General features: G+C 46.2%; 12 protein-coding genes, 5 tRNA genes and 2 pseudogenes. 6 read left to right on the plus strand and 13 right to left on the minus strand.

Going from position 1 to position 15,153, the window contains the following annotated elements:
- Window positions 1–492 precede the first annotated feature (492 nt).
- Window positions 493–965 (plus strand): annotated as a pseudogene (locus SB724_RS18655) (helix-turn-helix domain-containing protein); the annotation flags it as partial.
- A gap of 3 nt (window positions 966–968) precedes the next feature.
- Here the strand turns inward: SB724_RS18655 and SB724_RS18660 are convergent.
- The 13 genes and pseudogenes from SB724_RS18660 to SB724_RS18720 form a co-directional block, all read right to left on the minus strand.
- Window positions 969–1,064: pseudogene (locus SB724_RS18660) on the minus strand (ABC-2 transporter permease); the annotation flags it as partial.
- Window positions 1,042–1,914 carry an ABC transporter ATP-binding protein gene (locus SB724_RS18665; protein WP_410572272.1) on the minus strand — a complete coding sequence of 291 codons (873 nt, stop codon included), beginning with the start codon at window positions 1,912–1,914 and terminating at the stop codon, window positions 1,042–1,044. The gene SB724_RS18665 and the pseudogene SB724_RS18660, both read right to left, overlap by 23 nt.
- A gap of 419 nt (window positions 1,915–2,333) precedes the next feature.
- Window positions 2,334–4,136: a glutamine--fructose-6-phosphate transaminase (isomerizing) gene (gene glmS / locus SB724_RS18670; protein WP_007609074.1), complete on the minus strand. Its 1,803-nt coding sequence runs from the start codon at window positions 4,134–4,136 to the stop codon at window positions 2,334–2,336.
- A gap of 431 nt (window positions 4,137–4,567) precedes the next feature.
- Window positions 4,568–5,914, minus strand: coding sequence for a phosphoglucosamine mutase (gene glmM, locus SB724_RS18675; RefSeq protein WP_007408011.1), 1,347 nt, complete (start codon window positions 5,912–5,914; stop codon window positions 4,568–4,570).
- Window positions 5,915–5,931: 17 nt separating this feature from the next.
- The gene (cdaR, locus tag SB724_RS18680; RefSeq protein ID WP_410572275.1) at window positions 5,932–7,371 is read right to left on the minus strand and encodes a CdaA regulatory protein CdaR; all 1,440 of its coding nucleotides are present in this window, start codon (window positions 7,369–7,371) and stop codon (window positions 5,932–5,934) included.
- The gene (cdaA, locus tag SB724_RS18685) at window positions 7,364–8,185 is read right to left on the minus strand and encodes a diadenylate cyclase CdaA (protein WP_003156763.1); all 822 of its coding nucleotides are present in this window, start codon (window positions 8,183–8,185) and stop codon (window positions 7,364–7,366) included. The genes cdaR and cdaA overlap by 8 nt, the downstream gene beginning before the upstream one ends.
- 165 nt (window positions 8,186–8,350) lie before the next feature.
- Window positions 8,351–8,977, minus strand: coding sequence for an anti-sigma-W factor RsiW (rsiW, locus tag SB724_RS18690; protein WP_003156765.1), 627 nt, complete (start codon window positions 8,975–8,977; stop codon window positions 8,351–8,353).
- A 13-nt stretch (window positions 8,978–8,990) separates the two neighbouring features.
- Window positions 8,991–9,554: an RNA polymerase sigma factor SigW gene (gene sigW / locus SB724_RS18695; protein ID WP_003156766.1), complete on the minus strand. Its 564-nt coding sequence runs from the start codon at window positions 9,552–9,554 to the stop codon at window positions 8,991–8,993.
- Window positions 9,555–9,784: 230 nt separating this feature from the next.
- Window positions 9,785–9,856 (minus strand) — tRNA-Gln (locus SB724_RS18700).
- A 4-nt stretch (window positions 9,857–9,860) separates the two neighbouring features.
- Window positions 9,861–9,945: transfer RNA gene (locus SB724_RS18705), tRNA-Tyr, on the minus strand.
- Window positions 9,946–9,964: 19 nt separating this feature from the next.
- A tRNA-Thr gene (locus tag SB724_RS18710) sits at window positions 9,965–10,037 on the minus strand.
- A gap of 5 nt (window positions 10,038–10,042) precedes the next feature.
- Window positions 10,043–10,118: transfer RNA gene (locus SB724_RS18715), tRNA-Val, on the minus strand.
- A gap of 3 nt (window positions 10,119–10,121) precedes the next feature.
- Window positions 10,122–10,193: transfer RNA gene (locus SB724_RS18720), tRNA-Glu, on the minus strand.
- A gap of 180 nt (window positions 10,194–10,373) precedes the next feature.
- On the opposite strand from SB724_RS18720, the gene SB724_RS18725 reads away from it, so the two are divergent.
- The 5 genes from SB724_RS18725 (at window position 10,374) to pbp4b (ending at window position 15,148) form a co-directional block, all read left to right on the plus strand.
- Window positions 10,374–10,826 carry a 2-thiouracil desulfurase family protein gene (locus SB724_RS18725; protein WP_007408014.1) on the plus strand — a complete coding sequence of 151 codons (453 nt, stop codon included), beginning with the start codon at window positions 10,374–10,376 and terminating at the stop codon, window positions 10,824–10,826.
- Between the two features lie 18 nt (window positions 10,827–10,844).
- Complete coding sequence (locus tag SB724_RS18730; protein ID WP_265973576.1) at window positions 10,845–11,321, plus strand: GNAT family N-acetyltransferase; 477 nt, start codon at window positions 10,845–10,847, stop codon at window positions 11,319–11,321.
- Window positions 11,322–11,420: 99 nt separating this feature from the next.
- Window positions 11,421–12,350, plus strand: coding sequence for an N-acetylmuramic acid 6-phosphate etherase (gene murQ / locus SB724_RS18735; RefSeq protein ID WP_224181510.1), 930 nt, complete (start codon window positions 11,421–11,423; stop codon window positions 12,348–12,350).
- 128 nt (window positions 12,351–12,478) lie between these two features.
- The gene (locus tag SB724_RS18740) at window positions 12,479–13,846 is read left to right on the plus strand and encodes a PTS transporter subunit EIIC (protein ID WP_410572278.1); all 1,368 of its coding nucleotides are present in this window, start codon (window positions 12,479–12,481) and stop codon (window positions 13,844–13,846) included.
- Window positions 13,847–13,864: 18 nt separating this feature from the next.
- Window positions 13,865–15,148, plus strand: a complete 1,284-nt coding sequence (pbp4b, locus tag SB724_RS18745; protein WP_265973579.1) for a penicillin binding protein PBP4B — start codon at window positions 13,865–13,867, stop codon at window positions 15,146–15,148.
- Window positions 15,149–15,153: the final 5 nt, after the last annotated feature.

Raw genomic sequence — 15,153 nt, forward strand, 5'->3', positions numbered from 1 at the left:
CATTTTTTTCAAAATGTTTCAAATTACTATTTAATATCAATTAAAAGCAAATTAACCAGTATATTAGACTCTGTATGCATCAGAAAAAGCTCATCGTCTCTAATCCTAACAATTACTAATATACCTAATATTTGTTATCTTTTCAATGAAATTCTTTTATTGATTAGTTCTTATAACTTATTTTGACAATATTCAAATTGTCTCATACAATGTTTTTTAAGAGTAACTCCGATTAATTAGAGGATTATTGGTATGCCGAATACTCCATATTTCTTTCCAGAGTTTAACGGATAAGATATCAAGCTATGAATACCTCACCTTGAAGTTTCTTATTATTACAATTAGTTCTGTTTGCTTTGCCAAAAGGTTTTACGTGAAAAATGAGAAAATAAAAAAGGGACTGACCCCATAATATGAGACAAACAAATAACACCTTCAAGTTTGAAAACGGATAGTTGTTATCCCAAATAAAACTTGGAGGTGTTTTTTTCTATGGGGATAAGAGTGAGTTATCCGGTTGAAGTCAAACAGAAGGCTGTAGAAATGAAAGTGGCGGGCGTGCCTGTGAAGGAGATCATGCAGGAATTGAATATCAAGAATAAGACGCAGGTTCAGACATGGGTCAGGTGGTATAAAGCTGGGGATACACACCGATTCGAACAACCTGTCGGAAAGCAATATACTTATGGAAAAGGTCCAAAGTATTCTTCCGAATTAGAGAAACTGCAGACAGAAAATCTTTATCTGAGACAACAGAATGAAGTGTTAAAAAAGTACAACGAATTGGAAAGGACGCTGATAGCGAAACGCCAGTCGAGCTTGTAGAAGCATTGTGCGGCACAATGATCATACAGGATATCTGTATTCATTTAGGTATTTCACGAGCATCTTATTATCGTTGGAAGAAGAATCTGATGAAAGATGACCCTAAATACCATTTAGAAAAACAAACCGGCACATTATGCCCTATGAAAAATGACTGCTGATACCAATATGGCCAACCCCGTGTATGCAAAGAAACTCCGATAAACCAAGTAATAGTTAGTCAGTAACAGACCTCTCAATGTTTTCACTCCTCGTTAAAAAGACGCTGATTTCTTCTATGGAAATGGTGTTGGCCGTTACGCCATTCGGCAATTTCTGTTGATCCGATACAAGCACACTCCAATAAGATCCATGATTCCTTTTTGCTAGAACGATATCTTCGTCAAGCTCAGCCAATCGGCCTTCATCAACGTCTATAAACGTATAGCTTTCAAGAACCTTATCTTTCTCTTCATTTAATAAAATTTCGCCATCTTTCATAATAATGATATGGCTGGCTATCTTCTCGACATCAGTCATAATGTGCGATGAAAGTAAAATACCGCCGTTGCTTTTACTCACAAAGCTTTTTAATTCATTTAACAGATCATCTCTTGAAGAGGGATCAAGCCCTCCCGTTGCTTCATCCAGGAGTAATAATTTTGCATTATGCGACAAAGCAACAGCTACGGATAACTTCATTGACATGCCGCGCGAGAATGTATTCACTTTTTTGTCCATAGGTAAAGAGAAAGAATGAACCAACCGGTAAAAATGATCTTGGTCCCAAGCACCGAATAGTTTTTTAAATACATGATTCAGCTGCTTTATCGTAAGGTGCGCAGGAAGATTCATCGCATCAAATACGACCCCAATATCTTCTTTGAACTTTATATGTTTATCCAGATTCTCTTTACCAAAGATTTTCACTTTACCTCTATCCTGAGAGATTAATCCTAATATCGTTTTAAATGTTGTTGACTTGCCTGCGCCGTTATCACCGATAAAACCGACAATTGATCCGGCAGGCACATTGAATGTAACATCCTTTAAAACAGCTTTATGACCAAAAGATTTGCTGATGTTTCTGATTTCTAAAAGGTTTGACATCATTCCACTCCTATCATTGCTGTCAGGACTTTTTTGAGGATTGAACCGGATTATTGCAAAAATGTTGTTATTTTTATATCTAGTTGAGGAATTCATAATGGATCAGGAGCCGGCAAATACAACAGGGATTTTAAAGTCTTAAGCATAATGTGGATGTGTAATCGATTGATTACATTTATATAATGGATATTCATGATGAAAATTGCTGGAGGTGATTACTTTCCGATGAGGCATGCACAAAACGATTTACTAATGATTACATTTATGGATTTTAACCGGAATGCATTACGTATTATAAAGCAGGTGTTAATCCTTTTCAATATATAAAAGGGGATTTCTTTAAAATCGCATAGAGTATGTATTTCTAAATTTCCACATTAAAAAACCCCTCTGGCTAATAACCAAAGGGGTTAAATATATTATTCCACAGTCACACTCTTCGCAAGGTTGCGCGGTTTATCAACGTCACAGCCGCGGTGCAGTGCCGCATAGTAAGCGATCAGCTGCAATGGCACAACAGAAACCAGCGGAGCAAGCGCAGGATTGACTTCCGGCAGGATGAATCTGTCGTCTGCGTCTTCTAAGCCTTTCAGCGAGATGATGCAAGTGTTGGCGCCGCGGGCTGCGACTTCCTTCACGTTTCCGCGGATGCTCAGGTTGACGTGTTCTTGTGTCGCCAGTGCAAAGACCGGTGTTCCTTCTTCAATCAGAGCGATTGTTCCATGCTTCAGCTCGCCGCCGGCGAAGCCTTCCGCCTGGATGTAAGAAATCTCTTTCAGCTTCAGGGCGCCTTCGACACACACGAAGTAGTCAAGGCCGCGGCCGATGAAGAAAGCGTTTCTTGAAACAGTCAGGTACTCACGTGCGATCATTTCCATTTCGTCCTTCTGGTCGCAGAGGGCTTCCATGGCGTTTGCCGCAATACCTAATTCTTTGACCAAATCAAAACCGATATCAACGCCATTGCGTTCTGCTGCAACAGACGCAACGATCGCAAGCACGGCAATCTGAGCCGTATACGCTTTTGTTGATGCAACAGCGATCTCAGGACCTGCGTGCAGAAGCAATGTGTAATCCGCTTCACGGGAAAGCGTTGATCCCGGAACGTTTGTAATCGTCAGCGCTTTGTGACCCAGCGCTTTGACTTGAACAAGCACAGCGCGGCTGTCCGCTGTTTCTCCGCTTTGAGAAAGGAAGATAAAGAGCGGCTTCTTAGACAGAAGCGGCATGTTGTAAGAGAATTCACTCGCTACATGCACTTCAACCGGTACGTTTGCCCACATTTCAATATATTGTTTCCCGACAAGACCGGCATGGTAGCTCGTTCCGCAAGCCACGATATAAATGCGGTCCGCTTCCGCCACGGCGTCAGCGACATCGCCGGCTACGGCCAGTCTGCCGTTTTCGTCCTGATACGTTTGGATGATTTTGCGCATAACAAGCGGCTGCTCATCCGTTTCTTTTAACATGTAGTGAGGGTATGTGCCTTTTTCGATATCACTGGCGTCAAGCTCAGCGATATAAGACGCACGTGTCATGACTTCACCGTCAAGGTTTTTAATCACGGCTTCGTCTTTTGTCACGATCACCATTTCTTTGTCCAAAAGCTCAACGTATTCATTCGTTACTTGAAGCATAGCCATCGCGTCAGATGCCACGACGTTAAACGTATCTCCAAGACCGATTAACAGAGGGCTTTTGTTTTTTGCAACGTAAATGGTGTCTGTGTTTTCACCGTCAAATAATGCAATTGCGTAAGAGCCTTTTAACAGAGTCAGTGTTTTGCGGAACGCTTCTTCTGTGCTAAGTCCTCCCGCCACAAATTGCTCGATCATTTGAACGACTACTTCAGTGTCCGTGTCGCTTTTCAGTTCAACGTTTTCAAGATATTCGCGCTTCAGCTGAACATAGTTCTCGATCACACCGTTGTGAACAAGTGTAAAGCGGCCGAGTGCGCTTTGATGCGGGTGAGCGTTCAGGAAGCTTGGTTCGCCGTGAGTCGCCCAGCGTGTATGGCCGATTCCCGCTTGAGATTCAACCGTGTGATCCACCACTTCACGAAGGTCGGCGATGCGGCCTTTTTCTTTGTACACATGCACGCCCTGCTCATTCGCCACAGCGATACCTGCAGAGTCATAACCGCGGTACTCAAGCTTCTCTAATCCTTTTAACAAAATCTCTTTCGCATCAAGCTGACCGATATAACCTACAATTCCACACATATTTTCTTCCTCCTAAAGGTGCAAAAGGAGACGAAGAAAGTCAAATTACAAGGGGACTTTCAATCGTCCCCTCCCACATGTTTTTTTGGAAGATCATGTGATTTCTCTTTGTTCGGAGAGTCGCCCCTCCGGTTTGAAGAAATCCTTACGGCTGTGATCTAAATGAATCAGCCGGGAGGCATCCGCCGAAAATTCGATAACCTCCATCCTCGTCAACTAAGCCGTTTTTCGGGCGCTTAGTTCGGGCGCTGTAATTATAAAAGATGCAAACAATCCCGCCTTTCCTGCAAGTGAAAAACAAAGGCTGAACAAGCTTGATTTTACAGCATGTGCCAAGGACGGTCAATTATTTTTTGCCGCCCCGGCATCATGTTTACTATCATTTTATGCTGATCGCACTTGTCTTGTTCGCTCTCTGCTTATAAACTTCGCTACTCCGCTCCCATTTCTGTCCGCACGACATCCACGATTTTTGTGACATATTCGTCACAAAGCTCTTTTGTTCTCGCTTCGGCCATCACGCGGACGAGCGGTTCGGTGCCTGACGGGCGAACTAAAATCCGGCCGTCTCCGTTCATTTCTTTTTCCACTTCAGAAATAACGGCCTTCACCTTAGCGTTTTCTTCTACCTTATATTTATCCGTCACTTTCACATTCACTAATAGCTGCGGGAATTTTTTCATTTCATCCGCAAGTTCTGAAAGGGTTTTGCCGGACGCCTTCAGCGTATTCACAAGCATGATCGCGGACAAGAGACCGTCGCCGGTAGTGTTGTAATCAAGGAAAATAAGGTGCCCTGACTGCTCGCCACCGACATTATAGCCGTCTTTTTTCATCGCTTCTACGACATAGCGGTCGCCGACTGCCGTTTGAACGCTTTTGATTTCTTCTTTTTCAAGCGCTTTGTAGAAACCAAGGTTGCTCATCACGGTCGATACGACGGTATCATCCTTCAGACGACCTTCTGATTTCAAATACTTCGCGCATATGTACATAATCTGATCACCGTCGACGATGTTTCCTTTTTCATCAACGGCAATGAGGCGGTCGCCGTCGCCGTCAAACGCAAGGCCGATATCGGCGTTTTTTTCTTTGACGAAAGCACTCAGCGCTTCCGGGTGTGTAGAACCGACGCCATCATTAATGTTTAATCCGTTCGGAGACGTCCCCATTGTAGACACGTCAGCATCGAGATCGGCAAAAAGGTGCGTCGCAATGGAAGATGTCGCACCATGGGCGCAGTCAAGCGCTACATGAATGCCTGTGAAATCTTCGTCCGCCGTCTGCTTTAAAAATTGCAGATACTTTTGAACGCCTTCAAAATAATCGTTCACAAGCCCAAGGTCCGCGCCTGTCGGTCTCGGCAGCTTATCTTCCGGTTCATCCATGAGACGTTCAATCTCGGCCTCCTGCTCATCAGAAAGCTTAAAGCCGTCCCCTCCGAAAAATTTAATTCCGTTATCCTGTACGGGGTTGTGAGAAGCGGAGATCATGACGCCCGCCTCAGCATCCATGGCTTTCGTTAAATAGGATACCCCCGGCGTAGAAATAACGCCGAGGCGCATCACTTCAGCTCCGATCGATAAAAGTCCGGCGACAAGGGCTCCCTCCAGCATATGTCCGGAGATACGTGTATCACGGCCGATCAGCACTTTCGGGCGCTGCTTATCTTTGGTCAGGACATAACCGCCAAAACGCCCAACTTTAAAGGCCAGCTCTGGCGTAAGCTCGCTGTTGGCAACACCTCTTACACCATCTGTTCCAAAATACTTGCCCATTTTGTATCGCTCCTTTTTCATTCTGTTGAAGAAGAATCAGCGCTTGATCCGTCTTCATCCTGATCTTGATTTTGATCCTGGTTTTGACTTTTATTCTGATCGCTGTCAGTGTCGTCTTCCCGGTTCTTGTTCTTGTCTTTGTCTGCGTCTCCGCTTGTGCCGTTCTTATTGCCGGAATCAGAGGAGCCGCCGTTATTTTTATTTGAACTTGTGTTTTTCTTAGAAGTCAGCTTGATCTTAACCGTGTCTTTTGACAGGGACCATGTGACGTTTTGCGGGCCGTTTACTTCAAGCTTTACAGAGTGCTCTCCGTCATCCAGGTCCGAGACATTGGCATACAGTTCAATGTCCGACTTTTTCAGCGCCTTAATGTTGGCGGGAGAGCCTTTGGCCGTAATATTTATCGCCTGCGATTCAGGATCGAGAAACTCAATCTGCTGTGAGCCTCCCAGTCCGACCGTCTTGATTCCGACATTGTCAAAATCCTTTTTGTCTTCACTGTCCACTTTGACATGAAGCGTGATTTTTTCCGGTGATACCTTAGTGACACCCTTAGGAAGCGGGATATCGGCATGGATATCGGTATCTTTATCAATTTTGCCTAAATCAAGAGATACGCCGTCAATAAATTCAAGTGAATCCAGCACATCCTGCGGGCCGTAAACCGTCACCTCACTCGGATTCGAGTCAATGCTCGCAACGCTCACCCCGTCCGGAAGACTTCCCTTCCTTTCGATTTTGAAAGGAAGCTTTTTGCTCGGACTGGCTACGGGAACCGTCACTTTAATGACTGACGGTTCAACATCAACAGGAAGTGCGTTGCCGTCTTTGTCATAGACGGTCACTTTCACTTCCTTTTCAATGGTCTCATTTGCATTTTCAAGGTTCACGGATGCTTTGACAAGTGAAATGTTATCAATCACATTTTTCGAACCTGTAATCTGCACGTTTTTCGGGCTGATAATCGGCTGCTGAGGGGTATATCCCTTTTTCATTTTGCTTTTATTGTAGTATTCAACTTCCACGGGAAAACTCTCAGCCGTTTTTTCCTGAATCGTAACCGTCGTGACTGACGGGTTAATGGAGACCGTCAGTCCGTCCGATACGTTTTTCGCCTTCAATTCGACCTTATGAGTCCCGGTCTTCAGCTTATTCATATCGGCGTATATCTCAAAATTCTTCGTCTGTCTCGCCTTTTTCACCGCGCTTGTCGAGCCTTTAATCGTGACATTTACGGTCTGGGGCACGCCGGTGACGACATAGTTCGCTTCATCATAGTATGCTTTTACAGGAATATCAGTAAGCGTAGCCTCGTCAGTCGTTGATGTCGGAAAAAAGGATTCCCCCGGCTTTTTCGGAGTCGGCGCCTGGTTGTTGTTAACCGCAACGTAAAGCAGCAGCGCAAAGAGCAATGCAATGATCTTTACAGCCCAGCGGTTGTTTAAGAATTTATCCATTTTTCTTGCCCCTCCAGTACCAGCGGTTAGAAGAAGTATCTCTGGCGTTCTTCTTAAACTCGGCTTCAAGCATTTCTTTCAGTGCTTCTTCCGTCAATTCTCTGTGAAGGTCTCCGTTTTTGGCCACACTGATGGCGCCCGTCTCTTCAGATACAATAATGGTTAAGCTGTCCGTCACTTCACTGATGCCGACAGCCGCTCTGTGACGCGTCCCCAGCTCCTTTGAAATAAACGGGCTTTCAGAAAGCGGCAGATAACAGGCAGCCGCCGCAATCTCGTTATTTTTCATAATGACCGCTCCATCATGCAGCGGTGTATTCGGGATGAAGATATTAATCAAAAGCTCCGAGCTGACCTGCGCATTAAGCGGGATGCCCGTCTCAATATAATCGCCCATTCCCGTATCGCGCTCAATCGCGATGAGTGCGCCGATGCGGCGTTTCGCCATGTAGCTGATCGATTTTGTAATCGCTTCAATTGTCTTATGCTGCGCTTCCTCCACGGGGGTTCCGCTCCTGGAAAAGAACCGGCCCCGTCCGAGCTGTTCAAGCGCCCGTCTCAGCTCAGGCTGGAATATAATGATGATCGCTAAAAATCCCCATGTTATCGCTTGGTCCATCAGCCACTGAAGCGTGCTGAGTCCCAAATATGAACTGGCCATCCGGACCAATACGATGACGACGATTCCTTTTAAAAGCTGAACCGCCTTCGTCCCGCGTATGACCATGATTAATTTATATATCACATACCAAACAAGGAGAATATCAACGGCATTGCCGAGGTATTGCAAAAATGGGATGTCCTCAAAAGCCATTTCCTCGTCCTCCAAGAATTCAGTCATTTCGTTTTTCTGTTATGAATTGTGCTGCATGAGCAATATGTACATCATATAGCGTGCTCATTATACCACATTTTGATTTCTCAAGTGAAATGAGCCAGAGCGGCGATGCACAAAAAAAGAGTAAAGCGATTATACGCTTTACTCATCTTCATTCGGGTCCAAAGCGCTCACGACGCCCTGGCCCGCCGATTTCAGTTCGTACCAGACCCAGTCAAACAATTGGTTAATCTCTTCAATCTGCCCGGTGACTTGTCCGGCTGAGGCCATGTATTTTTCTCCGTTGACGACAGTCACATTGCCGTCAACTTTTCCTTCAATGAACAGCTTGCCGTTTTTTACTGTGACATCGCCCTTTACGGTCTCGCCTTCAGGGACGGTGACCGTGTGATTCTGCACGACAAGGTTCGGCTGTTTGGACACACTGAAATTGTGGTCATTATGCCAGCTGTTGAAAAAACCGCCGCCCATTAAAATCACAAAAACCGCTGCGGCTGCAATCATCGGATGAGTTTTGATCCATCGTTTTACAGAAGCGCGTTTTTTCTCTTTTGGAAGATTCGCCATAACTTTGGCAGTAAAATCAGCAGGGGCCGTGACATGCGATGTGCTTCGGACGAGTGCTACGGATTTCTCCATTTCATGAAAATGCCGTTTGCAATTCCCGCATGACTGCAAATGTTGTTTTAATACGTTTTCATCTTCAGGAAGGATATCTCCATCAAGATGCTTATGCATAAGCTGCACGATCTGTTCAGGACAGCTCATTTCATCACCCCACTTAAAGATCCCTCAATTGTTTTCTAAGAGCCTCTCTGCCTCTGTGTATCCTTGTCTTGACGGTGCCGACAGGGATATTCAGAATCTCCCCGATTTCAATTAAAGAGAGTTCGTCAATATACTTTAATACAATAACCGTTCTGTACTTGTCAGGCAGCTTTAAAATCTTTTTCTGAATTGTGTCCGACAGCTCCAATGACAATACGGCGTCTTCAGGGAGAACCCCGTCCGCGGCGATCTGCGAATACATCGTCAGCCCTTCTGCTCCCGCTACTTCTGCGTCCAGATAGTAATCAGGCTTTTTCTTGCGGATTCGGTCAATGGTCAGGTTGGTCGCAATTCTGTAAAGCCACGTTGAGAACTTTCTGTTGATATCGAAACTGTCGATATTGACATACGCTCTGATAAAAGCTTCCTGCGCAATATCTTCCGCTTCGTGAACATTGCCGAGCATGCGGTAGCAAAGCTGGTAAATCTTATCTTTATAAAGGTCAACGATTTCTGCAAACGCATTTTGATCGCCTTTTTTGACTTGCTTGATTCTTTTTTTAATCAGGTTTTCCATGTTTTATCTTACCTCTGCCCTTCACCGGTCTGTATCTATACGTTGATTGTTTTAAAAGGTTTCATTTTTTTATTACATTTATTTTACCAAATTTCAGGCAGGGTGTAGATGGAAAATACAGAATATACTGCCTTAACAGCAGCTTAAAAATAGTATATCTGATGAACAATCATAAATTGAAACAAAATGCTGATAAAAAAAAGACACCTTTATGCAAAAGGTGTCTGAGACTGGGCTAGCTGGATTCGAACCAACGCATGACGGAGTCAAAGTCCGTTGCCTTACCGCTTGGCTATAGCCCAAAAATGGTGGAGGGGGGCAGATTCGAACTGCCGAACCCTGAGGGAGCGGATTTACAGTCCGCCGCGTTTAGCCACTTCGCTACCCCTCCGTATTTTTTTGGAAAACAGTGCCGGCCAGAGGACTTGAACCCCCAACCTACTGATTACAAGTCAGTTGCTCTACCAATTGAGCTAGGCCGGCAAATATGGTGGAGGATGACGGGCTCGAACCGCCGACCCTCTGCTTGTAAGGCAGATGCTCTCCCAGCTGAGCTAATCCTCCATATGACCCGTACGGGATTCGAACCCGTGTTACCGCCGTGAAAGGGCGGTGTCTTAACCGCTTGACCAACGGGCCGTTGTGTCCGCGTCGAGCTGACAAAAGTTATTATATACAGGTTGTACCCCATTTGTAAAGAGAAAAATTATTTTTTTTATTTTCAAACTTTTTTACCCGTTTTTTAACTGAAAAACTCATCCCTCCTCTCTTATTTCATTTATGATGAAAGTATCAAAATATTGAAGGGAATGGACACAGATGATCTTAGTCAGCTCTTGTCTCGGCGGTATCGAATGCAGGTATAACGGCTCTCACGCCGCTTCGGAAAAAATCCGCAGACTCGTAGAAGAAAAGAAAGCTGTTATGGTCTGCCCCGAACTTTTGGGCGGCTTCACCACTCCCCGCGAACCGGCGGAAATCATCGGCGGTACGGGCGAAGACGTGCTGAACGGAACAGCAAGAATCGTAACGGCATCAGGCGAAGACGTTACGGCTTTATATATGGACGGCGCGGAAAAAACGTTAGCATACGCAAAAGAAATAGGCGCCGCAACGGTCATCCTTAAAGAAAACAGTCCGTCCTGCGGCAGCAGCTTTATCTATGACGGCACTTTCTCAGGAAAAAAAATAATCGGAGACGGCATCACTTCCGCTCTTTTAAAACGGGCAGGCTGCCGTGTTCTATCAGAAGATGAATTGGATCAATTATAAAAAAGGAGAGTAGATATCATGGGTGTAGCCCTGTCCTTTTATAAACCGGAGCATGCAGACGGGCTGAACGGGTTTGTGCTGAGTGAAGAAGATAAAAAGTTCACAGCTCTGCCGATAGATGTCCTGCCGCAGGCTCTCGTCATCCGGGATCGCTACCCGACAGTCATTTTAAAAGAAGACCGCCCCGTCGGTTTTTTCATTTTACATACCTCAAAAGAAACCATTGCCCCGTATTCGAACAATGTGTCTGCCATTTTGCTGAGTGCGCTGTCCTTACATGCGCCGCATCAGGGAAAAGGTTATGCCAAACAAGCGATGCTGCAGCTCCCCGCTTTTGTCGCAAATTACTTTCCTTGGTGTGATGAAATCGTGCTTGCTGTAAACCATCGCAATCATCGTGCAAAGAACCTGTACCGGTCTTCCGGTTTTATTGATAAAGGTCGTCGCACGATCGGCCCCATCGGCGAACAGCACATTCTGCATCATTTTTTGTGAAAGCGCTTGATTATTTATCTCATCCCTGCCGATTTTTCTTGAAACATATATTCAGAAGCCCATATACTTCAAGTATTAACGACTTGGGAGGGTACAATCATGACAGACCGGCTTAACATTCACAGATTGACCACAGAAACCAGAAATCCGCAGACCGCTTCAATCCATCAAGCAGACACGATGGAAATTCTCCGCATCATTAACCAAGAGGATTTCAAAGTGGCTGAAGCCGTTCAGCAGGTGCTGCCCGATATTCAGATTGCCGTTCAATTCGCCCATCAGTCCTTACGGCGAAACGGCAGGCTGATTTATGCGGGAGCGGGCACAAGCGGCAGACTCGGTGTACTGGATGCGGTTGAATGCCCGCCTACATACAGCGTAAGTCCCGACACCGTCATCGGTCTGATGGCCGGAGGAGCAGACGCCTTTTTGCAAGCGGCTGAAGGTATAGAAGACAGCGAGGAAACCGGCGCTCTCGATCTCAAAACAATCGGGCTTACCGCAGAAGACACCGTGATCGCCATCGCGGCAAGCGGGCGCACGCCGTATGCGGCCGGTGCGCTGAAATACGCAAAAACAATCGGCGCCAAAACCGTCGCGCTCACATGCAATAAACACTCATTGATCAGCACTTATGCCGATCACAGCATTGAAGTCGTCGTCGGACCCGAAGTGATTACAGGGTCAACACGAATGAAAGCGGCGACGGCACATAAAATGATTCTGAACATGATTTCCACGGCCGTGATGATCAAAAGCGGCAAAGTGTACGAAAATTTAATGGTGGACGTTCATGTCAGCAACGAAAAATTGAAAGAACGCGCAATCGGCATTATCCAAAGCATCACGGGCGTTCCGTACGACAAGGCAAAAGAAACGCTTGAGGCCGCAGGCAGCCATGTCAAAACGGCAATCGTCATGCTGAAGACGAATTCGGACGAAACACACGCAAAGGCACTGCTCAAAGAATCAGACGGCTTCATTGATAAAGCCATTGAACAGCACCTTTCAAAAGAAAAAGAACGCTGATCGTTCTTTGGTGAAAAATAATGTGCTTTTACGAGCCCGCGCCGTTTTCATGATCGGCGCAGGCGCTTTTAGGACGCGTTTCAGCCACAGCTCCCCGGGAAAAATCGTACGGAAAAAGGAGGATCTCCATGAGCAAAGAGGCATTTTATCAGTCACTGGCCAAAGATATTCTGGACAATTGCGGCGGTTCATCGAATATCTCAGGCTTTACCCACTGTATGACACGCCTGAGGATTACACCTTTAGATCAGGACAAAACGGATATTGAAACGCTGAAACGGCTGGACGGGGTAATAGGCGTCGTCGAAGCCGAAACACTGCAGATCATCCTTGGCACGGGTGTCGTCAATCATGTCGCCGACGCTTTCGCAAAACTTATGTCATCCCGAAAAAACATTGATTTAAAAGAAGCCGCCTCACGAAAAAAAGCCGATCTCAACAGAAAAAACACCACACCCATCACACTGTTTCTGAGAAAAATATCAAGCATCTTCATTCCCCTTATTCCCGCACTCATTGCATCAGGTTTAATCACCGGTATTACGAAAGCCGTCATTCAGGCCGGCTGGCTCCCGAAAGAATCCCAAATCGCACTTATTTTAACGGTTATCGGTTCAGGCTTATTCACTTACCTCGGCGTCCTTGTCGGCATCAACACGGCGAAGGAATTCGGCGGGACTCCCGCGATGGGCGGCCTTGCGGGCATATTGATCCTTAACCCTGAGATCGCCAATATCAGTTTGTTCGGAGAGAATCTGCTCCCTGGCAGGGGAGGATTAATCGGTGTTCTTTTCGCTGCGGTTTTTATCGCTTATACCGAACGGTTTATCAGAAAGTACGTCCATCAATCCATCGACATTATCGTCACGCCTACCTTGTCTTTACTTATCACCGGGCTGGTGACATATGTCGTTTTTATCCCTGCAGGCGGTTTTATTTCTGATCTGATTACATCCGGTTTATTGTCGCTGCTGAATGTCAGGGGAGTGCTCTCAGGGTTTGTACTGGGAGCCGCCTTCCTGCCGCTTGTCGTCACCGGCCTGCATCAGGGCTTGACTCCCGTACATTTGGAATTAATCCGATCAATTGGAGATGACCCGCTTCTTCCGATTCTCGCGATGGGAGGCGCGGGTCAAGTAGGGGCGGCCTTCGCCATCTTTATGAAAACAAAAAAAGCCTCATTGAAAAGAGCGATCGGCGGCGGACTTCCATCCGGTCTGCTCGGAATCGGAGAGCCGCTCATCTTCGGCGTCACACTCCCGCTCGGCCGGCCGTTTTTGACGGCGTGTTTAGGGGCGGGAATCGGCGGCGCCTTTCAAGCCCATTTTCAGGTGGCTACTTTTTCAATCGGTGTCTCCGGCCTTCCGCTCTCGTTTCTCGTACAGCCGGCTCAAATCGTTTTGTATATCATCGGTCTCTTCATCTCTTACGCGGCGGGCTTTGTCTTCACTTATGCGTTCGGATTTAAGGATGATATGGCTGCTGAATTTGAATAAACCGGGAGGGATCAGAATATGAAAACACTGACAGCCGCCATACTCACAATGGTCATCAGCCTCTCTTTCCTGCCGCAGCACAAAGCCGAAGCCCAATCCAAATTATACGACGCAGCAAAGCTCAGAAAGGTTGATCAAATGATTGAAAAAGACATCGCAGCAGGATTCCCCGGAGCCGTCCTTGTCGTCGTAAAGGACGGACGGGTGATCAAAAAGAAAGCATACGGCTACAGCAAAAAATATGACGGGAACATCCTTTTATCCCGTCCGAAAAAAATGAAAACATCAACCATGTTTGATCTAGCTTCCAATACAAAAATGTACGCGGCGAATTTTGCATTACAGCGACTCGTCAGCCAGGGAAAGCTTGATGTGTATCAAAAAGTCTCGGCTTACCTTCCTGATTTCAAAGACAGAAAAAGCGATCCGATTCAAGAAAAAGACCGCATTCGCGTCATCGATGTGCTCCAGCATCAATCCGGTCTGCCGGCAAGCTTTTATTTCTATCAGCCGGACACCGCAGGCCCTTTATATTCACAAGAACGGGATAAAACGATCCGTTTTCTCACCCAAATCCCGCTTGAATACAAACCGGGAACAAAACACGTATACAGCGATATCGGTTACATGCTTCTCGGTTGCATCATTGAAAGCATAACCGGAAAAACCCTTGATGCCTATGCGGAACAAGAACTGTACAAACCGCTGAAACTGACGCACACACTGTTCAACCCGCTGCAAAAAGGCTTTAAAGAAAAAGCATTCGCAGCTACTGAACGTTTAGGCAACACACGTGACGGAGTCATCCATTTCCCTCACATCAGGACGTATACGCTGCAGGGGGAAGTTCACGATGAAAAAGCATTTTACTCCATGGGAGGGGTGTCCGGTCACGCCGGGCTGTTTTCCAGGGCTGATGACATGGCCGTCCTTCTTCAAGTCATGCTGAACGGAGGCAGTTATAAACACGTTTCTCTCTTCAATAAAAGAACGGCCGATTTGTTCACAACGGCGGCATCCTCTGATCCGACTTTCGCTCTCGGCTGGCGGAAAAACGGCAGCCCGGATATGGAGTGGATGTTCGGCCCTTATGCAAGCAGGCAGGCATATGGCCATACAGGATGGACCGGCACCGTCACGATTATTGATCCCGCTTATAAGCTGGGGATCGCACTTTTGACCAATAAAAAGCATTCCCCCGTCGTCAGTCCCGGTGAAAACCCGAATGTTTTTGAAGGGGATCTTTTCCCCACCGGAAGCTACGGCAGCGTCATAAAAACGATTTATGAAGCCATTGAATGACAACC

The organism is Bacillus sp. SIMBA_031, from assembly GCF_046535225.1.
Taxonomy (GTDB): Bacteria; Bacillota; Bacilli; order Bacillales; family Bacillaceae; genus Bacillus; species Bacillus velezensis.

Coding starts and splice junctions, on each gene's coding strand:
- SB724_RS18665 (WP_410572272.1), bottom strand. CDS start 1,914: ATGTCAAACCTTTTAGAAATCAGAAACATCAGCAAATCTTTTGGTCAT.
- glmS (WP_007609074.1), bottom strand. CDS start 4,136: ATGTGTGGAATTGTAGGTTATATCGGTCAGCTTGATGCGAAAGAGATT.
- glmM (WP_007408011.1), bottom strand. CDS start 5,914: ATGGGCAAGTATTTTGGAACAGATGGTGTAAGAGGTGTTGCCAACAGC.
- cdaR (WP_410572275.1), bottom strand. CDS start 7,371: ATGGATAAATTCTTAAACAACCGCTGGGCTGTAAAGATCATTGCATTG.
- cdaA (WP_003156763.1), bottom strand. CDS start 8,185: ATGGCTTTTGAGGACATCCCATTTTTGCAATACCTCGGCAATGCCGTT.
- rsiW (WP_003156765.1), bottom strand. CDS start 8,977: ATGAGCTGTCCTGAACAGATCGTGCAGCTTATGCATAAGCATCTTGAT.
- sigW (WP_003156766.1), bottom strand. CDS start 9,554: ATGGAAAACCTGATTAAAAAAAGAATCAAGCAAGTCAAAAAAGGCGAT.
- SB724_RS18725 (WP_007408014.1), top strand. CDS start 10,374: ATGATCTTAGTCAGCTCTTGTCTCGGCGGTATCGAATGCAGGTATAAC.
- SB724_RS18730 (WP_265973576.1), top strand. CDS start 10,845: ATGGGTGTAGCCCTGTCCTTTTATAAACCGGAGCATGCAGACGGGCTG.
- murQ (WP_224181510.1), top strand. CDS start 11,421: ATGACAGACCGGCTTAACATTCACAGATTGACCACAGAAACCAGAAAT.
- SB724_RS18740 (WP_410572278.1), top strand. CDS start 12,479: ATGAGCAAAGAGGCATTTTATCAGTCACTGGCCAAAGATATTCTGGAC.
- pbp4b (WP_265973579.1), top strand. CDS start 13,865: ATGAAAACACTGACAGCCGCCATACTCACAATGGTCATCAGCCTCTCT.